The organism is Pseudomonas defluvii, from assembly GCF_001695625.1.
Classification (GTDB): domain Bacteria; phylum Pseudomonadota; class Gammaproteobacteria; order Pseudomonadales; family Pseudomonadaceae; genus Aquipseudomonas; species Aquipseudomonas defluvii.
In genome coordinates, this window is the sequence record NZ_MBPN01000012.1 from 52,242 (window position 1) to 74,843 (window position 22,602).

The 22,602-nt window shown below is 60.2% G+C and carries 20 protein-coding genes, 1 pseudogene and 2 riboswitches; of the genes and pseudogenes, 8 read left to right on the top strand and 13 right to left on the bottom strand.

Annotation, left to right across the window (positions count from 1 at the left end; translation table 11 throughout):
• The first annotated feature begins 38 nt into the window (after window positions 1–38).
• On the top strand, window positions 39–1,187 hold the full coding sequence (gene yiaY / locus EKA13_RS05585; RefSeq protein ID WP_065758407.1) for an L-threonine dehydrogenase: 1,149 nt from the start codon (window positions 39–41) through the stop codon (window positions 1,185–1,187).
• A gap of 36 nt (window positions 1,188–1,223) precedes the next feature.
• On the opposite strand, the gene EKA13_RS05590 is transcribed toward yiaY, so the two are convergent.
• A complete protein-coding gene (locus EKA13_RS05590; RefSeq protein WP_065758408.1) occupies window positions 1,224–2,576 on the bottom strand; it encodes a GntP family permease in 1,353 nt (450 codons plus the stop codon).
• A 99-nt stretch (window positions 2,577–2,675) separates the two neighbouring features.
• Complete coding sequence (locus tag EKA13_RS05595; protein WP_065758409.1) at window positions 2,676–3,215, bottom strand: gluconokinase; 540 nt, start codon at window positions 3,213–3,215, stop codon at window positions 2,676–2,678.
• Window positions 3,216–3,420: 205 nt separating this feature from the next.
• Here EKA13_RS05595 and gntR point away from each other — a divergent pair, with 205 nt between their 5' ends.
• Entirely contained in the window at window positions 3,421–4,440 is a 1,020-nt protein-coding gene (gene gntR, locus EKA13_RS05600; protein ID WP_065758410.1) for an HTH-type transcriptional regulator GntR, read from the top strand.
• Between the two features lie 2 nt (window positions 4,441–4,442).
• Here gntR and EKA13_RS05605 read toward each other — a convergent pair whose 3' ends face one another.
• From EKA13_RS05605 to EKA13_RS05635, 7 genes are all read right to left on the bottom strand, one after another.
• Window positions 4,443–7,772: a transporter substrate-binding domain-containing protein gene (locus EKA13_RS05605; RefSeq protein ID WP_065758411.1), complete on the bottom strand. Its 3,330-nt coding sequence runs from the start codon at window positions 7,770–7,772 to the stop codon at window positions 4,443–4,445.
• A complete protein-coding gene (locus EKA13_RS05610) occupies window positions 7,769–8,377 on the bottom strand; it encodes a response regulator transcription factor (protein ID WP_065758412.1) in 609 nt (202 codons plus the stop codon). The genes EKA13_RS05605 and EKA13_RS05610 overlap by 4 nt, the downstream gene beginning before the upstream one ends.
• A gap of 254 nt (window positions 8,378–8,631) precedes the next feature.
• Window positions 8,632–8,886: a DUF1272 domain-containing protein gene (locus tag EKA13_RS05615; protein ID WP_065758413.1), complete on the bottom strand. Its 255-nt coding sequence runs from the start codon at window positions 8,884–8,886 to the stop codon at window positions 8,632–8,634.
• 47 nt (window positions 8,887–8,933) lie between these two features.
• On the bottom strand, window positions 8,934–9,680 hold the full coding sequence (gene cobM / locus EKA13_RS05620; RefSeq protein WP_065758414.1) for a precorrin-4 C(11)-methyltransferase: 747 nt from the start codon (window positions 9,678–9,680) through the stop codon (window positions 8,934–8,936).
• Window positions 9,681–9,719: 39 nt separating this feature from the next.
• Complete coding sequence (locus tag EKA13_RS05625; protein ID WP_065758415.1) at window positions 9,720–10,145, bottom strand: cobalamin biosynthesis protein; 426 nt, start codon at window positions 10,143–10,145, stop codon at window positions 9,720–9,722.
• Window positions 10,145–10,834: a CbtA family protein gene (locus EKA13_RS05630; RefSeq protein ID WP_065758416.1), complete on the bottom strand. Its 690-nt coding sequence runs from the start codon at window positions 10,832–10,834 to the stop codon at window positions 10,145–10,147. Before EKA13_RS05630 ends, EKA13_RS05625 begins: the two co-directional genes overlap by 1 nt.
• Window positions 10,835–10,846: 12 nt before the next feature.
• Window positions 10,847–11,035, bottom strand: a complete 189-nt coding sequence (locus EKA13_RS05635) for a CbtB domain-containing protein (protein ID WP_065758417.1) — start codon at window positions 11,033–11,035, stop codon at window positions 10,847–10,849.
• A gap of 97 nt (window positions 11,036–11,132) precedes the next feature.
• A riboswitch (cobalamin riboswitch) is annotated at window positions 11,133–11,354 on the bottom strand.
• Between the two features lie 59 nt (window positions 11,355–11,413).
• Window positions 11,414–11,613: riboswitch (cobalamin riboswitch) on the top strand.
• A 98-nt stretch (window positions 11,614–11,711) separates the two neighbouring features.
• On the opposite strand from EKA13_RS05635, the gene cobW reads away from it, so the two are divergent.
• From cobW to EKA13_RS05655, 4 genes are read left to right on the top strand one after another with little or no spacing between them, the layout of a single operon-like run.
• Complete coding sequence (gene cobW / locus EKA13_RS05640; RefSeq protein WP_065758418.1) at window positions 11,712–12,779, top strand: cobalamin biosynthesis protein CobW; 1,068 nt, start codon at window positions 11,712–11,714, stop codon at window positions 12,777–12,779.
• Window positions 12,780–12,782: 3 nt separating this feature from the next.
• On the top strand, window positions 12,783–16,544 hold the full coding sequence (cobN, locus tag EKA13_RS05645) for a cobaltochelatase subunit CobN (protein ID WP_065758419.1): 3,762 nt from the start codon (window positions 12,783–12,785) through the stop codon (window positions 16,542–16,544).
• Between the two features lies 1 nt (window position 16,545).
• Window positions 16,546–17,547 carry a magnesium chelatase ATPase subunit I gene (locus EKA13_RS05650; protein WP_065758420.1) on the top strand — a complete coding sequence of 334 codons (1,002 nt, stop codon included), beginning with the start codon at window positions 16,546–16,548 and terminating at the stop codon, window positions 17,545–17,547.
• A gap of 53 nt (window positions 17,548–17,600) precedes the next feature.
• Complete coding sequence (locus EKA13_RS05655) at window positions 17,601–18,212, top strand: vWA domain-containing protein (RefSeq protein ID WP_065758428.1); 612 nt, start codon at window positions 17,601–17,603, stop codon at window positions 18,210–18,212.
• Window positions 18,213–18,331: 119 nt separating this feature from the next.
• On the opposite strand, the gene EKA13_RS05660 is transcribed toward EKA13_RS05655, so the two are convergent.
• Both EKA13_RS05660 and EKA13_RS05665 read right to left on the bottom strand, forming a co-directional pair.
• Window positions 18,332–18,598: a DUF3509 domain-containing protein gene (locus tag EKA13_RS05660; RefSeq protein ID WP_065758421.1), complete on the bottom strand. Its 267-nt coding sequence runs from the start codon at window positions 18,596–18,598 to the stop codon at window positions 18,332–18,334.
• Between the two features lie 112 nt (window positions 18,599–18,710).
• On the bottom strand, window positions 18,711–18,902 hold the full coding sequence (locus EKA13_RS05665) for a hypothetical protein (protein ID WP_125862915.1): 192 nt from the start codon (window positions 18,900–18,902) through the stop codon (window positions 18,711–18,713).
• 9 nt (window positions 18,903–18,911) lie between these two features.
• Between EKA13_RS05665 and EKA13_RS05670 the strand changes: the two genes are divergently transcribed.
• Window positions 18,912–20,237 carry a sigma-54 dependent transcriptional regulator gene (locus tag EKA13_RS05670; protein WP_065758422.1) on the top strand — a complete coding sequence of 442 codons (1,326 nt, stop codon included), beginning with the start codon at window positions 18,912–18,914 and terminating at the stop codon, window positions 20,235–20,237.
• On the opposite strand, the gene EKA13_RS05675 is transcribed toward EKA13_RS05670, so the two are convergent.
• Complete coding sequence (locus EKA13_RS05675) at window positions 20,190–21,167, bottom strand: site-specific integrase (protein ID WP_065758423.1); 978 nt, start codon at window positions 21,165–21,167, stop codon at window positions 20,190–20,192. The genes EKA13_RS05670 and EKA13_RS05675 overlap by 48 nt on opposite strands.
• A 178-nt stretch (window positions 21,168–21,345) precedes the next feature.
• Between EKA13_RS05675 and EKA13_RS05680 the strand changes: the two genes are divergently transcribed.
• Window positions 21,346–22,401 (top strand): DNA-binding protein, encoded by a 1,056-nt coding sequence (locus tag EKA13_RS05680; protein ID WP_083199747.1) that lies wholly within the window; start codon window positions 21,346–21,348, stop codon window positions 22,399–22,401.
• On the opposite strand, the pseudogene EKA13_RS27805 reads toward EKA13_RS05680, so the two are convergent.
• Window positions 22,363–22,602 (bottom strand): annotated as a pseudogene (locus EKA13_RS27805) (DUF1552 domain-containing protein); the annotation flags it as partial. The gene EKA13_RS05680 and the pseudogene EKA13_RS27805 overlap by 39 nt on opposite strands.

Consider the following 22,602-nt stretch of genomic DNA (forward strand, 5'->3'; position numbering starts at 1 on the left):
TCCTGAGTGCAATCGCACATTGCATGAGGGATCGGACCATGAGCAGTACGTTTTTCATTCCAGCGGTCAACATCATGGGCATCGATTGCCTGGCAGAGGCAATGGATGCTATTGCCGGCTACGGTTTTCGCAAGGCCTTGATCGTCACCGATAGTGGCCTGGCCAAGGCCGGTGTTGCCGAGAGGATTTCCGAGCAGCTGGCGGTGCGCGACATCGATGCCGCCATTTTTGACGGTGCCAAACCCAACCCCAGCATTGCCAACGTCGAACAAGGGCTGGCCCTGCTGCAGCGTGAGCGGTGCGACTTTGTCATTTCATTGGGCGGCGGTTCGCCCCATGACTGTGCCAAGGGCATCGCGCTGTGTGCAACCAACGGCGGGCATATCCGTGACTACGAAGGTGTCGACCGTTCGGCCAAGCCGCAATTGCCACTGATTGCGATCAACACCACGGCCGGCACCGCCAGTGAAATGACGCGTTTCTGCATCATTACCGACGAGGCCCGCCACGTAAAAATGGCCATTGTCGACCGCAACGTGACACCGCTGTTATCGGTCAACGACCCGGCCTTGATGGTAGCCATGCCCAAGTCACTGACCGCTGCAACCGGTATGGATGCGCTGACCCATGCGATTGAGGCGTATGTGTCGACGGCAGCCACACCGATTACCGATGCCTGCGCGCTGAAAGCGATAGCGTTGATCAACGAGAACCTGCGTCAGGCCGTGAACGAAGGCGCCGACCTCAAGGCCCGCGAGAACATGGCCTATGCGCAGTTCCTGGCGGGCATGGCATTCAACAATGCCTCGCTGGGGTATGTGCATGCGATGGCTCATCAATTGGGTGGCTTCTATGACTTGCCGCATGGCGTTTGTAATGCCGTGCTGCTGCCTCATGTGCAGCGTTTCAACGCCAGCGTCAGTGCCACGCGCTTGCGCGATGTGGCCACGGCCATGGGTATCGAAACCAACGGCCTGACCCCGGAGCAGGGCAGTGATGCGGCCATCGCCGGGATCGTCAGCCTGGCACGGTCTATCGACATTCCGGTTGGCCTGGCGGTGCTCGGTGCCCGCGAAGAGGATATCCCGACGCTGGCGGCCAATGCGCTGAAAGACGCCTGCGGTCTGACCAACCCACGCCCGGCGAACCAGGCCGAGATTGAAGCCATCTTCAAGGCTGCGTTCTGATGTAACGTGGCGCCGGTCAGCCCGGCGCCACGTTGATCAAACCACCCATGACAGCAGCATGATGAAGATGATTCCGACCACGGAGAGGATGGTCTCCATCATGCTCCAGGTCTTGAACGTCTGCGCTACGGTCATGTTGAAGTACTGCTTCACCAGCCAGAACCCCGCATCGTTGACGTGAGACAGGATCAACGAGCCAGCCCCGGTGGCCAGTACCAGCAATTCGCGGTTCACCCCGGGAATCATCCCGATCACCGGCGCAACGATTCCGGCGCCTGTGATGGTTGCGACCGTCGCTGATCCTGTGGCGATGCGAATCACCGCCGCTACCAGCCAGGCGAGCATGATGGGCGAAATCTGCGCCTGGACGGCCATCTGCCCGATGACATTGCCGACACCGGTATCGACCAACATTTGCTTGAAGCCACCGCCGGCGCCAACGATCAGCACGATGGCGGCAGTAGGGGCCAGGCTTTGGTCCAGCAGTTTCATGATCTGCTGGCGGTTGAACCCGCGGGCTGAGCCAAAGGTATAGAACGCCAGCAACAGCGCGGCGAGCAGGGCGGTGATCGGGTGTCCGATCAGGTCCATCCACTGGCGGAAGATGTGCTCGGCGGGCAGCACAACGTCGGCGAAGGTTTTCAGCAGCATCAGGAACACTGGCAACAGCACGGTCATCAGCGTCACGCTGAAGCTCGGCAGGTTCTGCTGGTCGGACTCACGCGCAATCTGCTCCATCAATGCCTGTGAGGGTGAACCTGGGATATGACGCGAGATGAAGTTGCCATACAGCGGGCCAGCAATGATGGCGGTCGGCAGGGCAACGATCAGTCCGTAGAAAATCGTCTTGCCAATATCGGCATTGAAAATGCCAATCGCCAGCAGCGGACCTGGATGTGGCGGCACCAACCCGTGTACCACTGACAGGCCGGCGAGCAGCGGAATGCCGATCTTGATCAGCGACACACCGGAGCGTCGGGCAACGATGAATACCAGCGGGATGAGCAAGACGAAACCGATCTCGAAGAACAGCGGAATGCCCACCAGAAAGGCCGCGAACATCATGGCCCAATGGACGTACCGTTTGCCGAACGCACGGATGAGTGTCTGTGCTATCTGGTCGGCCCCGCCAGAGTCGGCCATCAGTTTGCCGAGCATGGTACCCAGTGCCAGGACAATACCGACGAAACCGAGCACACCGCCGAAACCGTCTTGAAATGACTTCATCACCTTGGCCACCGGCATGCCGGAGGTCAGGCCGAGGAAGCCGGCAGCCAGTGTCAGGGCGACGAAGGGGTGGACTTTAAAGTGGGTAATCAGCAGCACCAGGCCGATGATGGTGAGCAGGGCGTCCAATAGCAGGTACGTGTCAGTTGCCAGTCCGAACATGGTTCAGAGCCTCATATTGTCTTTATTTTGGGCAGTATGGGTGGTGCTTGAAATGCCTGAGATAGCGCTATCTTTGGTGAGCCGGAAAATCAGCTTTGGTCAGGCTGTTTGCGCCAGTAACGACTCACCGCAGGGCTTTAGCCATTGGTCCACCCTGGTTGCCAACTGATCGACCGGCAAGGTGGCATCCAGCACCAGTGTCAGCGGCTCGTCATGGGGGGCTTCAAGTGCTGCGAACTGGCTGTCGATCAGGCTGGCGGGCATGAAATGCCCCGGACGGGCGCGGACGCGTCGGGTGGCTTCTTCTGGGGACAATTCGAGAAAGACGAAACATAACGCCGGCACGGCATCACGCAAGGTCTGCCGGTAACGTTGCTTGAGGGCCGAGCAGGTGAGAATAGGGCGTTCACCTGCGGCGATCGTAGCCTGCAGCTCTTCAGCCAGGCGTATCAACCAACCGGCGCGGTCGTGGTCGTCGAGTGGAATGCCGGCGCTCATTTTTTCGATGTTGGCGGCTGGATGAAAGGCATCGCCTTCGATCAAGTGCCCACCACTGCGTTCGGCAATAGCTGAACCCATGCGGCTCTTGCCGCATCCAGCTACACCCATTACCACTATCGCGGCCTGGGAAGTGTTCATCGGTACCTCCTGCAGAGCAAGATAGCGCTGTCTTTGGCCGGTAGAAAGATTGGCTCGGACGCTACCTGCCCAGATGTTATTGATTTTGTATTAGCAGTCTGGGTGTTCCTTGCAGCACGCACGCAGTTTTGCATTGCCTGACGCATGAGACAGCGCTACCTTAGTGCTCGTTCCCCATTCTTTGCAAGACAAAAATATCAGGCCCATGACCCGAATCGGCTCCCGCACTACCGGTCGTCCCACCCTGGCAGAAGTGGCCAGGCTTTCCGGGGTTTCCCCGATCACAGCGTCCCGCGCATTGCGCGGTGTCAGTACGGTTGCCCCGGAGCTGGTAGAAAAAGTCCAGGTGGCCGCGGCGACACTGGGCTATGTCGCCAACCCGGCTGCGCGTGCATTGGCTTCGGCGCAAAGCCAGTCGGTGGTCGTGCTGATTCCGTCGTTGTCCAACCACTTGTTCATCGACACGCTCGAAGCGATCCATGAGGTCATGCGCCCGCGCGGGTTGGAGGTATTGATCGGTAACTACCACTACGACCTTGCCGAAGAGGAGAACCTGATCCGCAACTACCTGGCCTATCAGCCCTGCGGCATTCTGCTGACTGGCTTCGATCGCACCGAGGCAGCGCAGCGGATGTTGAGCGCCAGTGCTGTGCCCTGCGTACACATGATGGAACTTGGCAACGCAGAAGGGGTGATCTCGGTAGGCTTCTCCCAGCGCGACGCTGGCCGCGCAGCAGCGCAACACTTGTTGGCCCGGGGGCGACGCCGGCTGGGCTTTATCGCCGCACAGCTGGATCCTCGTGTCATGCAGCGGGCTGAAGGTTTTCGCCAGGTGCTTGCCGAAGCGGGGCTGCAAGCGCCGGAGCTGGAATTGCTGGCACCACAACCTTCATCCATTGGCCTGGGGAGTGAGCTGTTCAGCCAGCTGATTGCCCAACACCCTGACCTCGACGGGATTTTCTTCTGTAACGACGACCTGGCGCAGGGCGCGATACTTCAAGCGTTGCGCCAGGGGATTGCCGTGCCAGAGCGTGTCGCGATGGTGGGGTTCAACGACTTGCCATCATCGGCTCACCTGGTACCCCGGTTGACCTCGATACGAACACCACGCGCCGCTGTCGGGCGTTGCGCGGCGCAAGCACTGCTGGCGGTACTGGACGGCAAGAAAGGCCTGCAATCGGCACAGGACCTGGGCTTCGAGCTGGTTGTTCGCGAAAGCACCTGAGCCTAGTGGGTTGGGGTGCGTTGATTCAAATGCGCATCCAGGTCGGTCATGCTCTTTTCCAGTTTCAGGATCAGGGCATGCAGTTCCTGTTGCGAGGGTTTTCCGGCACAGGCCTGCTCTACGGCTTCACAACACTGCACGACGCCGCGGGCCTTGAGCATTTTGGCCCCCCCTTTGATCCGATGCGCCAGTGCGCGCACATCCTGGTGCGTAGGAGAAGCGCCAAGCGACTGCAGTGCCTCAAGGTCTTTGGCGTTGCTCTCTGCCAGTTCACCCAACAGGCGTGTGATCAGTTTCGGATCGCCCAGCGTCAGGTAGCGCAGGTTGTCGATATCGAAGCCGCTGCTGTCTGCGCTGGATGCGCTGTCTACAGGGCCAAGGCCACTTCCAGGTGCAGGATCGGCTTGAGGGCCGGCCCCGGCTGTCTGCAACTGGCGGCGCAACTCGTTCAGACCGATGGGTTTGAACAGACAGTCATTCATGCCGGAGGACAGGCAGCGTTCTCGCTCTTCAGCTTGGGCATTGGCGGTCAGGCCAAGGATCAAGCAGGGGGGCAGGTTGTTCTCGGCTTCTGCACTGCGAATACGCCGGGTCAGTTCATGCCCGTCCATGATGGGCATGTTGCAGTCGCTGATAACCACATCGAAACGCTGATTCTGCCAGGCTTGCAACGCACGGCTGCCATCATCCGCCAGGGTGACATCATGCCCCAGCACGCTCAGTTGCTTTTCAAGCAGCATCAGGTTGGCGGGGTAGTCGTCGACGACCAGAATGCTCAGCTTCGGACTGATGCCGTTCTGCGGAGCATCCTCGGTTGGCAGGGTTGCCACGCTACTGGGGTCTACTCGTGGCAGGTAGAGTTCAATACAGATCCGGGTGCCTTGGCCAAGTGTGCTGTGCAACGTCAGGCGCCCACCCATGAGTTCGCACAGTGTGCGGCTGATCACCAGCCCCAGGCCGGTACCTTGCTGGGAGCGCTGATGACTGGCTTGCACAAAGGGGCTGAACAAGCGGGCCTGGTCTTCGAGGCTGATGCCGACACCGGTGTCTTCCACGTCAAGCTGCAGGTCCATGTGTGGGTCTGAAGAGGTGCTGTCAGCGCGCAGGCGGACGGTGACATGGCCGTGTTCGGTGAACTTGATGGCATTACTCAACAGGTTCGACAGTACCTGCCGGAAACGCAGGGGGTCGATCAATACCAGGCCGGGCAAGGGCCTTTGCAAGTCGGATCGCAACGTCAGCCCCTTGAGCCTTGCACTGCCTTCATGCATGCGCACGGTCGCGTCAATCACGGCCAGCAGGTCGGTCGGCTGAGGGGTCAGGGTCATGTGCCCTGACTCGATCCGGGCGATGTCAAGAATATCGCCGATCAGTTCCAACAGACCATTGGCAGCATCAGAGGCAACCTTCAGTGAAGCGGGGTCTGCGCGATCTTGTTCGGCATCGATGACGGCCAGCTCCAACAGGCCGATGACTGCGTTCATCGGGGTTCGGATCTCATGGCTCATGGTTGCCAGGAAGGTACTTTTGGCCCTGTTGGCTGAATCGGCCTGTTCTTTGGCTTCACGTAACTCTTCAAGCAAGCGTTTGCTGAAACCCAACTGTTCCTGCAGCGCCTGTTCGGCCTCGGTACGTTGTCGAATCAGTTTGCGCAGGTAGTGGTTCCAGAAAAAAATGGCGCCAATGACCAGGCCGGCGCCGATCAGAATCTGCAGGATCAGTGCACGGTAGTTCTGCCAACGGTCGTTGCTGATCAGTGCATTGGTTCGCCAGCGGTTGGTCAACTGGACCATCTCGTCTGGGGGGATGCTCAGCAGCGCCTTGTTAAGAATCGAATGCAGAACCGTGGCATCGGGCGCGGTGGCGAAAGCAGCGGTAACCGGTGTATCACCCAGCGTTGCACAGATCCGCAGACTGTCCTTGAACAACCTGCGGGTGAAGTAGACGGCATTCAGGTGAGTGCTGATAGCGGCATCTGCCCGGCCTTGAGCGACGTACTCCATCAGCGCCATGGCATTGGGCGCCTCGACTAACTGAATATCCGGGTGCTGCTTCAACAACTGGTCCTTGAACGCATAGTCGCGCACGACCGCCAGGCGTCGGCCCTTTAGCTGCTCAAGGCTCTGCGGTGCATCCTCGCGCAGGCTGGTGACAATCACTTGGGGATTGGCCAGGTAGGGGCGGGTAAAATTGAGCCGGGCTTGCCGGGACGGGCCATACATCAGCGCCCCTGCGATGTCAGCCTGGCCATGTTCAACCTGCTCGATGATTGCCGATACCGAGGGGGCCTCTACAAATTCGAACCTCAAGCCGGTGCGTAATGTGATCTGCTCCAGCAAGTCAACGGTGATACCGCGAAAGTGCTGGTTGTCATCCATGAACGTAAGCGGCGCGTAGGTGCTGTTCACTGCAACCCGTGCGATGGGGTGTTGTTCAATCCAGGCACGCTCAGTCGCATTCAGCGATGACGCTTCGCGGTTCAGCAGGATGCTCGCATTACCGCTGCTCCAGCGGCGCAGTACGTTAAGGCGGTCGCTGTCTGCGATATTACCCAGGGCCTGGTTGACCAGGCGTAGCAAGGTCTGATTGTCGCGTGACAGCGCGAAGGAAAAGCTGCTTCGATCATTTTTGACAAAATGCGAGATCCGCAAGCTGTCTTGAAAGTACCGGCCAATCAGATAGTCAGAACTGACAACATCACCGAAATAGGCCTCGGCCTGGCCCAAGGCCACGGCAGAAAGGGCGCTCAGGGTCGAGTTGTAGAGTTGCAAGTGTGCCGCAGGGTAAAGCTGGTGAACCTCGGCCTCCGGCAGGTAGTGGTCCACCATGGCCAATGTCACGTTTGCCAGTGGGTCCTCTGTACTGCGGGGTTTGCCCAGTGGGGTGACGATGATGGGCTGGTCATCGGCATACGGCTGGCTCAGGATCAGCGTAGTGTCTGCCGCCTCATAGCCGTTGGCGCTGCCCAGCAGGTCGATGCGGCCTGCATCCAGGGCGGCGATGGCCTCGTGACGGCTTGAGAAACGTTGCACTTCAATCGGAATTTTCAACTGCTCGCCGAGCAGGCCTGCGTAATCTGCAGTCAGGCCCTCATAGTCGGTCTGGCTGAGGTTGATGTCGAACGGAGGGTAGTCCGGCGCCGAGGTGCCCAATACCAGCGTGCGCTTGTCTTTCAACCACTGACGGTCATCCTCCGACAGCGACAAGGGTTTACTACTGCTCAAGGAGCGGGCGAGCAGCGTGCGCGGTTCGCCCTGACTGTCAGCGAAAGAGTGACTGGCTGTCAGCAATACCAGACAGCAGGCCAGAAAGGCCAGCCTTGGGCGCTTCATAGCATATTACGGTTGGCCAGATCGACCATTTCGACCAGCGAATTGACCTGTAGCTTCTCCATGATTCGGGTTTTGTAGGTACTGATGGTCTTTGGGCTGAGCTGAATGTCGTCAGCGATATCTTTGTTGGAGCGGCCTTTGGCGAGCAAGCGCAGCACGACCATTTCTTGAGCGGACAACTCTTCCAGGCGCTGCTTCTCAGTGGTCATCGGGCCGCGCAAGGACATGTCAGGGAAGTAAGAGTAACCGGACACAACCGCTTTCAAGGCCGCCATCAGGGAGTCGGCCGTCTCTTCCTTTTGAACAAAGGCGGAAGCACCTGCATCCAGGCACCTTCGGGCATACAGCTCTGCTGCCTGTCCGGTGTACACCACAATGCGCGGCGGCTGATCCGCTTTCAGCAGACGCTGGATCACACTCAGGCCATCACGGCGTGGCAGCCCAAGGTCAAGAATGACAACGTCGGGCTTGAGCTTTTCAACCAACTGAATAGATTCTGCGCCGTCGCCGCACTCGCCCAGGACCTGGTGCCGCTGCTGTTCCAGCAGCATCTTCAAGCCAATACGAATAGTGGGGTGATCGTCGACGATTAAGACCTTCGCCATGCGCAACTCCTTGTCGTGAATGTGGGCCTTTTCTTGATTTTCTCAGGAAGGCGCGCCAGGCCGTTGTCGGCAAGCAGCTTACGATACGCAGAATAATAGCCAATGAGTATGGAGAGTATAGGAGCGTAGAAAAATACAGGTTGTTTAAGTGAAAAATCCTACGATCAAAGTGAAGCATGCCTAACTGCTATTGGAAAAACCGGAATCGCGGCCTCATATGAAGACGCGCTTTGGTGTGTCCTGCAGTTGAGAGGCTACTTGCTCGAGCGGGTTGGACAGCCGTTTTCCTTGACGATACGTTGTGTCGAAGCAGGGTTGCGCACTAATGCTGCACCGACACGTGGCGGGCGGGCCGTCAGTTGACCGCCGCAGTTTGGGCAGAGGCCCTTCAATTCATTGTTGTTGCAGTCTCGACAATAAGTGCATTCGAAGGAGCAGATAAACGCATCCTGGCTGTCGCCAGGCAGATCGGTACCACAGCATTCACAGTTGGGACGCAGTTCAAGCATGGTCGACTCCTTCATTCTCAGTGAGTGTGCTGTCGCACACAGGCCGTCTAAGGCCGGTAGAGGTGTGCGTGGCCGGCACGGTACAGCGCCGATTCGGCAAAGGCATCTGCTGCCAGTACCCGTCCTACCAGAATCAATGCAGTACGCCGGAAGCCCTTAGCCTGGACTTGCGTCAGGATATCGTCCAGCGTGCCTTTGACCCAGTCCTGGTCGGGCCATGTCGCACGGTGCACGACCGCGATTGGGCAGTCCCCGCCATAGTGGGGGCGCAATTCTTCGACAATCTTTGCCAGATGCTGCACCCCCAAGTGTATGGCAAGCGTAGCCTTGTGTGCGGCCAGGCTGGCCAGTTCCTCGCCAGCGGGCATAGGCGATTTGTCGGCATAGCGCGTGAGGATGACGCTCTGCGAAACCTCAGGCAGGGTCAGCTCGCAACCGAGCAAGGCGGCGCTGGCGGCAGCAGCGGTGACACCGGGAATGATCTCGAAGGGAATCGCCAGTTCGCGCAAATAGCGAATCTGCTCACCAATGGCCCCATACAGGCTCGGATCGCCACTGTGTACCCGGGCCACATCCTGGCCTTTGGCATGGGCTTCTCGCATGGCCTCGATAATTTGCGCCAGGTGAAGCTCAGCGCTGTTGATCACGGTTTCGGCACGGTGCCCTTCGAGCACGGCAGCGGGCACCAGAGAGCCAGCATAGATAATGACCGGGCAGCGATGAATCAGGCGCTGGCCCTTGACGGTAATCAGCTCCGGGTCGCCGGGGCCGGCACCGATGAAATAGACGGTCATGGGGTGAATCCTGAAGGTAAGGTCGATGCGAGGCGCAGATTATCCGTCAAAGGACGCGCCGCAGGCCAATGCCAGGGTGGCATTAAGGCTGGCATGACGTGGAACAAGGAGCTGTGCAGACATTGCGCCGTAGTGCTCGGCCAATGCAAGTGCAGCACTTTCAGCGACGCCGTAACAGCCGCTGTGGGCGAAGGCGGGGAGCGAACGGTGGGTCAGGCGTGATTCAAAGGTGGCCAACTGGGCAGCGCTGAAAAACAGCAGTGGAATGCCGAGTTGAGCGGCGAGGGCATGCAGGCCGGGCTCCTCGCTTTTCAGTTCGATACTGGCAAGGCCACGCAGGTTATCGTGGCTGAGGCCATGGGCCCGCAGGGTTTGATCCAGTAGATCGCTCAAGGCTGCCACCGAACAGCCTCGGCGACAGCCCAACCCGGCGAATACTCGTAACGGATTGGGCTGTTCAGGCATTACGCCTGGCTCAGGCGACGGTAGAGCCAACTGCTGATCAAGCCCAATGCCAGCCAGAAGGCAGCGTTGGTCAGCAGTGAAGCGAGTTTGAATTCGGCCTCCAGTGCTTCCGGAGCCAAGGCCTCATGCACGTCTGGCTGCGGTGCACCGATTACATGAGGGATGACCAGCAGTGCGGCGCCCAGTAACTTGAGCAAACCGTTGTTGGCGAATGCAATAAGCCCCAAACCAATGGCGGTGGCCGCTGCAGTACCGATCCACCAGAACTGGCGTTGCGCCAGATCGGCCGCGGCCGTTCCTGGCAACTCCGCTGGCAAGCCCAGCGTGGGCGCCAGGCAGAACACCGCAAAGCCTGCCAGGCCCCACAGTGCGCCTGCGACCCAACCTCCAGGCGCACGCAAGGTATACAGCCCCGCCAGTACCAGGGCAAAACCGACGGCCACTACCAGGTTGCTACCGGTCGTGGACAGCAGCCGTTGCCAGCCGTCTTCGGGGGCCCAGGCTTGCGCATCGTGATGATGCTCGGCGGCACCCGCATCATGGCTATGGGTTTCGACTGCAGGCGCTGCACTCTCGTAGGTTTCCGCCTTGATAATCAGCGGGGTGACCCACAGGCTTTGCAGCAAGGTCAGCAGCAGGGCAGCGAGCAGGCCAGTGAAGCCAGCCGTGCGGGCAATGTGCTTGATCATGGCGCTGTCCCCTTAGTGGCAAGGAAACGCGGCGCTGTGACGGGTGTCATGGGCAGCGTTGTGAACCGCCTCGATGTGCGAAAAACCCGCGAAGTAAACCAGGCACAAGCCCAGCAGCGATGCGCCAATAGCGACGACCAGGCGCTGGCTGCGAGTGGTACTGATGGCGGCGGAGTGGCTGTGGGCGGTTGTGACGGGCATGGCGCTTTCCTCTGAGGGGTTATCAGCAGCAGGCATGCGCAAGAACCCCTTGGGCGGACTCACCCAGAGGTTGCAACAGCGCCCGCCCACCGCGGGTTTGTCAATTCTGTACTGGGCCGGTCTCCGGGCTTGCGAGGGCTGGCACAGTGCTCAGCCTGGAGCGTCACCTTCCCATGCCGCGTTGCTGGCACAGTGGTCTAGACGCTTTCCTCGCTTACCGTTGCGGGGGCAGCACCGGAATTGTCGCGCGTAACTCAGGCCGCGACGCACCGGTTTCCCGTTTCACCTCGTTAAAGGCACCCAAACGAAGGCGGTAGCAAATCATGGGCGCAGGTGCGCGTCAATCACAACGACGGTTGACCGACCCTGAACGACTGCGTAGCCTTGCCGTTTCGAGGTTCTCCGGTCAGCCCGGAGCTAAGACGGGAACGCGGTTGAAGCCGCGGCTGCCCCCGCAACTGTAAGCGTTGCAAAGCCTGGCATTGCCACTGCGTAGTTTTGCGGGAAGGCGCCGGTGCCGCTGGTATGTTCGCCAGCACGACGCAAGCCAGGAGACCTGCCTCGGACAGTTTCCGACATTCAACCGGGCGGGGTGATCCGGTAGCGAACGCGCACGGGCACATGACCCCCGTGGTTTTCGTCGTGCCCGCCCGCCATTGCTGCCAAGGGCAACGACATGAAAACACTGGCAAAACTCCCCGTTACCATCGTCACCGGCTTTCTCGGCTCGGGCAAAACCACGCTGTTGCGGCATATGCTCGACAATGCACAGGGTCGCCGTATTGCAGTCATCGTCAATGAGTTTGGCGAGCTGGGCATCGACGGTGAAATCCTCAAGCAATGCAGCATCGGCTGTACTGAAGAAGAGGCCAGCGGCCGGGTGTACGAGCTTGCCAACGGCTGCCTGTGCTGCACCGTGCAGGAAGAGTTCTTCCCGGTCATGCGCGAGCTGGTGGCGCGTCGTGGCGACCTGGACCATATCCTCATCGAAACCAGTGGCCTGGCCCTGCCAAAGCCTCTGGTACAGGCCTTCCAGTGGCCTGAAATCCGTAACGCCTGCACGGTCGATGCGGTCATTACCGTGGTCGACAGCCCGGCCGTGGCTGCCGGTACGTTTGCGGCGTATCCGGACCAGGTGGATGCCCAGCGTAAGCTCGACCCGAACCTGGACCACGAGTCCCCGCTGCATGAACTGTTTGCCGACCAACTGGCCAGTGCCGATCTGGTGGTACTGAACAAGGCCGACCTGATCGAGGCACATGCCTTGGCAGCGGTACGCGCCGAAGTGGCCGAAGAGCTGCCACCCGCAGTCAAAGTTGTCGAGGCCAGCAGTGGCCGTCTACCGCTAGAAGTCTTGCTCGGATTGGCAGCGGAATCGGAAGCGCACATTGACGGTCGTCGCACTCACCATGACAGCCATCATGACGGTGAAGACCATGATGATCATGACCACGACGCCTTCGACTCCATTTCGATTGAGCTGCCTGAATCCGACGAGAGCTTGCTGCTTGATGCCCTGACCCAACTGGTCGTACGTCATGGCATCCTCCGTGCCAAAGGCTTTGCAGCCATTCCGGGCAAGCCGATGCGCCTGCTGATCCAGGGTGTCGGTACGCGTTTCGACAAGCACTTCGATCGTGCCTGGCGCGCAGACGAGCCGCGCAGTACCCGTCTGGTACTGATCGGCCAGGCGCTGGATGGCGCGACACTGGAAGCTGAACTGCGTACAGCGCTGGGCGCCTGACCCATGCACCTGCTGCGGACCCAGCCCGGCGGCTTTGTGCCGGATGACAGTATTGCCGACTTGGGCCAGACCCCCGCCGAGCTGGTTATTCTCTGCAGCGGTGATTCACACCTGGCACTGCTGGCCGAAACGGCCCGGCAATTGCCGGAGGATTATCCCAGCCTGCGTCTGGCCAACCCGATGCAGGTGCAGAATCATGCGTCGGTAGACCTGTATGTTGACCAGGTGCTGCGTCATGCCAAGGTTATTTTGGTGTCGCTGCACGGCGGCATTGGGTATTGGCGTTATGGCGTCGAGCAGTTGGTGGCATTGGCTGCCCAAGGCGTGCAGTTGATCCTGGTGCCGGGCGACGACCGCCCTGATCCGGAGTTGAGCAGCCTTGGCAACGTGCCGGCGGCAGACGCGGAGCGGCTCTGGCACTTTCTGCGGCAGGGCGGCAAGGCCAACGCGCTGAACCTCTTCAAATGCATGGCCAATCAATGGCTCGGACGTGACTACCGCTGGGATGTGCCCCAGCAACTGCCGCGCACGGTGGTGTATCACCCGGAGCGCGAGGCGGCGGTACTGGACGACTGGTTCGCTGACTGGGTAGCCAGTCAGCCTGTGGTTCCTGTCCTGTTCTACCGCTCGCACCTGCAAGCGGCCAATACAGCCTTTATCGATGTGTTCTGCGAGCGCATCCGCGCCGCAGGGCTCAACCCGCTGCCCATCGCGGTGGCTAGCCTCAAGGAAGCCGAGTGCCTGGCCCAAGTGGAAGCCTGGCTGGATCAGGTCGAGGCCGCGCTGGTCATCAATACAACCGGGTTTGCCCAGTCCAGCCCGCAGAAGCCTCACCTTCGGCCATTTCGCCGCAATATCCCGGTGCTGCAGGCCATTTGCGCCCAAGACAACGAACCCGGTTGGCAGGCCAGCGAGCAGGGCTTGGGCGCACGTGATCTGGCGATGCACATTGCCTTGCCGGAGCTCGATGGGCGCATCATCACCCGCCCGATCAGTTTCAAGGACCTGGCGTGGCGCAGTGAGCGCAGCCAGTCGGATGTTGTCTGTTACCGTGCACAGCCGGAGCGTATGGACTTCGTTGCAGAGCTCGCACGCCGCTGGTGTGAACTGGCGCAACTGCCCAATGCCCAGAAGCGTGTAGCCCTGGTGCTTGCCAACTACCCGACCCGTGACGGGCGAATTGGCAACGGGGTAGGGCTGGACACTCCGGCTGCAGCGCTGAACATTCTACGGGCACTTCAGGGGCAGGGTTATCCGGTTGGCGCCTTGCCGGACACCGGCACGGCATTGATCCAGGCCCTGCTCGGCGGTGTCAGTAACGACCTGGAAAGCCTCGATCAGCGCCCTTGTGCACAAAGCATGGCGCTGGAGGACTACCGCGTCGCATTCGCCGCGCTACCGGCGGCCAACCAGGCTGCCGTGCGGGAGCGCTGGGGTGAACCTGAGCAGGACCCGATGTTCCGCAGTGGGCGGATGATGATCGCCGGCCTGCGTTTTGGTCTGACCTTCGTCGGTATTCAGCCTGCGCGTGGTTACCAGCTGGACGCCAGTGCGGTTTACCACGACCCCGATCTGGTACCGCCCCATGGCTATCTGGCCTTCTACTTCTGGTTGCGTCATGGCTTTGCCGCCGATGCACTGATTCATGTCGGCAAGCACGGCAATCTGGAGTGGTTGCCAGGCAAGGGGGTCGGTCTTTCAGCGCAGTGCTGGCCTGATGCACTGCTGGGGCCGTTGCCAAACATCTATCCGTTCATCGTCAATGACCCGGGTGAAGGCGCCCAGGCCAAGCGCCGGACTCAGGCGGTAATCATCGATCACCTGATGCCGCCCTTGACCCGTGCCGAAACCTACGGCCCGTTGCGTGACCTGGAATTGCTCGCCGACGAGTATTACGAAGCTCAACTGCTCGACCCACGCCGAGCCACTGAGTTGCAGCGCGATATCCTCGCGCTGGTCCGTGACAACCATATCGATCGCGAACTGCAGTTGGAAAACAGCCTGGATGACGCCGCTGTCTGGTTGCCAAGGCTGGACACCTACCTGTGCGACCTCAAGGAGTCGCAGATTCGTGACGGCCTGCATGTGTTCGGAGAATCGCCCCAGGGCCGCCTGCGCCTGGACACCTTGCAGGCATTGCTGCGGGTAGAGCGGGGCGATGGCCGTGGTCAGCATGCCAGCTTGCCAAGGGCGCTGGCCAAGGCATTTGCCCTTGGCGTCGATCCGCTGGATTGCGATTTGGGGGGCGCCTGGCAAGGCCCGCGTCCGCATCTGTTGAATGAGCTAAGTGCCGACCCTTGGCGTACGGCGGGTGACACCCGTGAGCGACTGGAACTGTACGCACTGCGCTTGATCGAGCAGGCCTTGGACGGCGTCGTGAGCTTGCCGGAAGAACCCTCCTGGAACGATGTCCGGGCGATTCTCGAGGCGCTGGTACAAACCGTCGCACCGCAGCTGGATGCCTGTGGGCCGGCAGAAATGCAGGGCCTGCTCGATGCGCTGGATGGGCGATTCGTGCCGGCCGGCCCGAGCGGCGCACCGAGCCGGGGGCGGCTCGACGTACTGCCGACCGGCCGTAACTTCTATACCGTGGACGTGCGCAACCTGCCGACCACGACTGCCTGGCGCCTGGGCTTTGCCTCGGCCAACCTGATACTGGAGCGTCACCTGCAGGACCATGGCGACCACCTGCGTCAGCTGGGGTTGTCGGTGTGGGGCACGGCCACCATGCGCACGGGCGGGGACGACATTGCCCAAGCCATGGCGCTGATGGGCGTACGCCCGGTATGGGCCAGTGGCAGTCAGCGCGTCGATGACTTCGAGATTTTGCCGTTGAGCCTGCTCGACAGGCCTCGGGTTGATGTGACCTTGCGGGTTTCGGGCTTCTTTCGCGATGCTTTCGGCAACCTGATCAAACTGTTCGATGCCGCAGTACAAGCGGTTGCAGCGCTGGACGAGCCGGACGACCTCAACCCGTTGGCCGCGCGCGTACGGGCCGAACAGGCGGAGTTGCTGGCAACCGGCGTCGAACCGGAGCAGGCGCGGCGTCAGGCAGGGTGGCGGGTGTTCGGGGCCAAGCCCGGCTCATATGGTGCGGGTGTACAAAACGCGATCGATGGTCGGCAGTGGAATCGTCGCGAGGACCTGGCCGAGGTTTACCTGAACTACGGCGGTTATGCCTATGGTGGCGCAGACGAAGGTACGCCTGCTCGTGGTCATTTTGCCCGCCGCCTGAGCCAGGTTCAGGCCGTACTGCAGAACCAGGACAACCACGAGCACGACTTACTCGACTCCAATGATTACTACCAGTTCCAGGGCGGCATGCTGGCCGCCGTGGAAAGCCTCGGTGGCGCATCGGTGGCCAGCTATCATGGCGATCACAGCCAGCCGGAACGGCCACGCATCCGTACCCTCAAAGAAGAGTTGAACCGCGTCATCCGTGCCAGGGCGTTGAACCCCAAGTGGATTGACGGGGTAAAGCGTCATGGCTACAAGGGTGCCTTCGAGTTGGCGGCGACCGTCGATAACCTGTTCGCCTTTGATGCCACTACGCACCTGATCGACGATCATCATTATCAGGCGCTGGCCGACGCCTACGTACTGGATGGCGAGACACGGGACTTTATCCGTCAGCACAACCCCGATGCCTTGCGCGATATGACTGAACGCCTGCTGGAAGCCCAGCAGCGTGGCCTCTGGCAAGCACCTGGCGCCTATAAAGAAGCGCTTGAAGAACAGTTGCTGGACGGTGAAGAAGAGAACTGAAATGACTGAAGCTGCACATTTTCCTCTGGCTGCGGTGGTCGGTGCCGATGACCTGAAACTGGCATTGTGCCTGACTGCAATCGATCCGAAGATCGGTGGTGTCCTGATCGAAGGTCCGCGCGGCATGGCCAAAAGTACGCTGGCCCGAGGCCTGGCGGACCTGCTCGGCGAAGGACCATTCGTGACCTTGCCCTTGGGTGCGACAGAGGAGCGACTGGTCGGTACGCTCGATCTGGATGCCGCACTCGGCCAAGGACGCGCGCAGTTTTCACCGGGTGTTCTGGCCAAGGCTGACGGTGGCGTGCTCTATGTCGATGAAGTCAACCTGCTGGCCGACCATCTGGTCGACCTGTTGCTGGATGTCGCCGCCAGTGGCACCAACCGTATCGAACGTGACGGTATCTCTCACCGCCACAGTGCCCGCTTCGTGTTGATTGGCACCATGAACCCGGAAGAGGGCGAACTGCGGCCACAGTTGCTTGACCGTTTCGGATTGAATGTGGCCCTGGAGGGCCAGCCGCTGCCGCAAGCGCGTGGGCAGATCATTCGCCGGCGACTGGCGTTCGACAGCGACCCAGTTGCGTTCTGTGCGCAATGGGAGGAGGCGCAAGCCGCGTTACGACTGCGCTGTCATGAAGCACGTGAACGCTTGTCCGCTATTGCCCTGGACGATCAAGCCCTGGTGAACATTACCGAGCGCTGTTTTGCCGCGGGCGTCGATGGTCTGCGTGCCGATCTGGTCTGGTTACGTGCCGCGCGCGCCCATGCAGCGTGGCGTGGCGCTCAGCACATCAGCGAACAGGATATCGATGCTGTGGCGGAATTCGCCTTGCGCCATCGCCGTCGCGATCATGCGACCGATTCGCCGCAGCCACAGCCGCCCAAGTCGGCAGGCAGTAGCCAGGCACAAGCGCAGTCAGAGGGTCAGTGGGGGGAATTGCCACCGCAGGCAACCGCGACTGGCGTTCGACGCGAGGCGCCCAGCTGGCCAAAAAAGCCCTGAGCATCCGCCCGCCCAAGCATACCGTGGCGGATGCAAGGCCACATGCCGGTCGATTGAAGCGAGGTGAGCGGGGCGCAGCCGTTGCCAGCAGGCAGGGGCGCGTTGCCTGGCCTGCCACGCTGCTCAAAGGGCGCCCACGTCAGCGCTTGGACCTATGCTGGGTTCAGCGTAGCGCCTCACCTCATGAACTGTGGGTGGTAATCGTCGATGCCTCGGCTTCAACTCGCCGCTACAAGGCGTTGAGCCATGCCAAAGGCTTGTTGGCCGAGTTCTTCGATCAGGCCTATCGGCAACGGGCGCGGCTGGCACTGTTGACGGCCAGCGGCAAAGAGCCACGGTGGCAGCGTCAGGGGTTAAAAGCGTCGAGGGCGCTTGGCCCCTGGCTGGAAGCGTTGGGCGCTGGCGGTGGTACACCCTTGCTGGCGGCGCTGGAACAGGCCAGGCAGTGGTTGTTGCAGCGGGCCAAGCGTTACCCGGACGAACAGCGACGTTGCCTGATTCTAACCGACGGGCGGCTCAGTGCCTGGCCAGCATTGCAGGCATTACCCTGCACCAGTCTGTTGATTGATATGGAAATGGCGCCAATACGCCTGGGGCGCGCTCGTCTGATGGCCGAACAACTACAGGCCGACTATCAACATATCGAGCAGTTCAAACCGTTATAGGCTGGCCAATTAAGTGATGGCACTGATAATGCGGTTTGATATCACTGTTATATAGGCGCGTGATAAGTTTCCGCGTGGAAGTGCGTCAGAGTGACGCACTTCCACATTGGCCCTACTGCTTATTCAGGCATCGACCACGGTTGTAGGTCGTAGCCTTTTTCGCTCAATTCGGCCCGCACTTCTTCAATGAAATGCGCCAGTTGCGCCGGGTCGGAATAGGTGCTGCTCGAGACTTGCTTGCTGCCGATACGGGTGCTGGTCCGGTCGATCACCGCCAGGCTCAGCTCGCCTGTACCGTTAGGTGAATCCCACGTTACGCATTGGAAGGGTTCAAACGCGTGAGTGGTGATTAGCAGTGCTTCGTTGACACGCAGCGAGGCGTTCATCGGGTCAGGTCCTCTCGTAATACCCAAACATTCATGGAAACCGCTACAGCGGTGAGTTACTTGTACTGATGCGCGCAAGGCTTGTTCGAGTCACATGGCTTATTAAAAAAAATCAGCGCATCACGCTAACGTGTTGTTTTGCGTGTGTCGTTGGATATTCGGCGGCATAAAAAATTCCAAGCATCGCTTTATTGCCGGCAACTGATAGACAAACGGTAGTGGGAACTTGACGGTTCGTTGCTACTGTTACAAACGGACCTGCCAACATGCTGTTTTCACTGACTTTCCCAATAATTGGCGTCAAGGATCGTTCATGTTCGAGCCCGCTCTGAGTCGCCGCCTGCTAATTGTTGATCCCTGCGACGACTGCCATCGCCTGCTGCCCGGGTTGCGAAATGTAGGCTGGGATGTCGATAGCTGTACGTTGGCGGCGGCCTCCGAGCAGCGCTGCGATGTGGGCTTGTTGCGCTTGCAGCCGTCGCATCTGCAGCACCCGGATGCCGTGAAGGATTTGATTAGCCGCAGCGGTACTGAATGGATTGCCGTGCTCAGCGCCGAAGAGTTGCGTGCGCAGAATGTGGGTGATTTTGTCTGTGAGTGGTTTTTTGACTTTCACACCCTGCCGTTTGACGTTTCTCGTGTCCAGGTCACGCTAGGTCGCGCCTTTGGCATGGCCCGCCTGCGTGGCAAAGGCACTGTGCATGTGGAGGAGTCTGGGCATGAGTTGCTCGGCGACAGCTACCCGATACGTGAGTTGCGCAAGTTACTCAGCAAGCTTGCGCCCACGGAGTCGCCGGTATTGATCCGTGGTGAAAGCGGCACGGGCAAGGAACTGGTTGCGCGTACCTTGCATCGGCTATCCCAGCGTCGGGACAATCCCTTTGTGGCGATCAATTGCGGAGCGATCCCGGAGCACCTGATCCAGTCAGAGCTGTTCGGTCACGAGAAAGGCGCTTTTACCGGCGCCCATCAGCGTAAGGTCGGCCGGATTGAGGCGGCTAATACCGGGACGCTGTTTCTAGACGAGATCGGCGACCTGCCGTTGGAGCTGCAGGCCAATCTGCTGCGCTTTCTTCAGGAAAAGCATATCGAGCGGGTCGGTGGCAGTCAGCCTATTCCCGTTGATGTAAGGGTCTTGGCAGCGACCCACGTGGATCTGGAATCGGCGATCACCCGTGGACGGTTCCGGGAGGACCTGTACTATCGGCTCAATGTGCTGCAGGTCGTCACTGCGCCCCTGCGTGACCGGCATGGCGATCTGTCGATGCTGGCCAATCATTTTTCCCATTTTTATAGCCAGGAAACCGGCCGTCGCCCGCGCTCGTTCAGCGAGGATGCCTTGGCGGCCATGGGCAGGCACGATTGGCCGGGAAATGTGCGCGAGTTAGCCAACCGTGTGCGTCGAGGCCTGGTGCTGGCCGAAGGGCGGCAGATCGAAGCGCAGGACCTGGGCCTGCACGGGCTTGCCCTTGAGGTGGTTCCGATAGGTACGCTAGAGGACTACAAGCAGCGTGCAGAGCGTCAGGCGCTATGTGACGTGCTCAATCGTCACAGCGATAACCTGAGTGTTGCTGCGCGCGTGCTTGGCGTTTCACGCCCCACCTTCTATCGGCTGTTGCACAAGCATCAGATTCGCTGACGGATCGCCACTGAGCATTGCCAGTTCTCCGAACGACGCCGAGGCATCGATGTAACGCATCGCGGACTTGGCGTCCTTCCAGCCGACATGACTCATCAATGCCTTCAGGTCCCAGCCGCTGGCGGTCGCCCAGGTGGCGAAGCCGCGACGCAGCGAGTGGCCGGTGTAAAGCGCCGCGGGAACACCGCTGCGCTCGAAAATACGACGTAACAGGCCAATCAGGCTGTTGCTGTTGAGCGCGTGCTCGCCGAGGTTTCCCCACCGGTCAAGTTTGCGGAACACCGGGCCGTAGGCAATCCCCGCAACCTCCAGCCAGCGCAGATAGGCTTGAACCGGGCAGAGCACCTTCAGTGCCGGCGCCTTATGGTGAACACCCAAGGCCTGGCGGTCGGCTTTGCTTTGCGGCAAGTAGATCGTCAGGCCGGCACCTGCTTGCGCCTGAATGTGTTCGATGCGCAAACGTGCCAGTTCGTCCCCTCGAAAACCTTTCCAGAAGCCGAGTAGCAGCAGTGCGCTGTCGCGCCGAGCGCGTAACAGCCCGGGCATGTCCTGGCTGTGTTGCGCGTGCGCGGCCTCGCGCTCCAGGTGCGCGACCGCACCTTGCAGGTGTTGCAGCAGCAGGGGAGCTGCCTGCCTGGGCTGCGTGGGGTGCAAGCTGCGGATGCCTTTGATCATTTGGCGCACCAGCGGCGCTTTGGTCGGGTCAGCAAAGCCCTGGCTGGCATGCCATTGCCCTAGCGCGGCAAGGCGTTGCTTGAGTGTGTTGATGGAGTGCTCGCCTGCGTAGTCGGCCAGATAGCGGGCAATGCTTTCGGCGGTCGCCGGGAGAAAGCCGCCCCAGGTCACTTCGAAGTGTTCTACCGCAGCACGATAGCTACGCCGTGTGTTCTCGCGCACGGCGGCCTGTAGATAGCGATCGACGTTGTTCATTGCCCTTTCCTTGCGAATGCGTACTGCCTGACGAGCTTCAGGTACGCATTCTAGCGTCTAAGATGCGATAAGCCTTGATTATTTAATCTTAGAATTTTGGTTTTTAAGTAATTTCCGAGGTAGTATCTGATATGTAATTACATGGTACGTACCACATTACGAAATCGTAGGAGCACCCATGGCCCGAGGCGGGATCAACAAGGCAGTCGTTCAGAAAGCCAGGCAAGCACTGCTGGCCAGGGGCGAGCATCCAAGTATCGATGCGGTACGTATCGAGCTGGGCAATACCGGTTCGAAAACCACAATTCACCGCTACCTGAAAGAGCTCGAGGCGCAGCAACCGGCCACGGTCGCCAGCACGCACTCGCTAAGCGATGCACTGAGCCATTTGGTTGGCCAACTGGCTGAGCAGTTGCGCGAAGAGGCTGACTGCCGGGTAGGCGATGCCTGCGCCGTGTTCGAGGAAGAGAAACAGACATTGCTGGCGCAGTTGCAGCTCAGCCAGCAGGCCCTTGCGGCGCTGCAGCAACAGCAGCAGATTCAGGCTGCCGCGCTGGCCAGCGAATCCGCCGAACTGGCGACCACCCGCAGTGCCTTGCAGACCGAGCAGACCCGTAATGCCACACTGAATCAGGCCGTAGGTGAACTGCAGGTGCGTTTGGCGGACAAAGACGAGCAGATCCAGTCGCTCGAAGATAAACATCGGCATGCCCGTGATGCCTTGGAGCACTACCGTACGGCGAGCCGTGAACAGCGCGAGCAGGACCAACGCCGTCATGAGGGCCAACTGCAGCAGGTGCAGATGGAGATTCGCCAGTTGCAACAGAGCCTGATCGTCAAACAGGACGAGTTGACACGCCTGAATCGCGACAATGAGCGCCTGCTCGTTGAAGCTAGGCAACTACAGCGCGAACGTATGGCATTGCAGGTTCAACATGAACAGCAGCAACAGCAGTTCCAGGCACTTAATGCCAGCCTCGCGCAGTCACAAGGGGCGCGTGAAGAGTTGCTTCGACAGGCACAGGCACAGGCCCAGCAGTTGGAAGAAAGCCGCTTGCAACAGGTGCTGCTGGTCCAGCGCAGCGAGCACCTGGAAGCGGCTTTACGCGAGCGTGAAGCCGCACTGAGGCAACTACATGAAGCCGATCAGCCTATCGAAGATCGGCCGCACAACGACCTGTCACTGCACGACACCTCAACTTCCAACCGTGGTGAAGATACCGTTGATCGGTGACACATTGCCCCCATACGGCACCGTGGTGCCGGCTGCCAGGGCGATGCTGGCCCATACCCGCTGCATGCTCACATAATTGCCCAGCCAGTCACTGTGGTCGCCCTGCGTGCGGACATCAAGAAAACGACCATTGCCATTGCCACTCTTCAGCAACCCGGATGCGCCGCCCATCAATACCAACGGCATGTTGCGTGTGTGCTC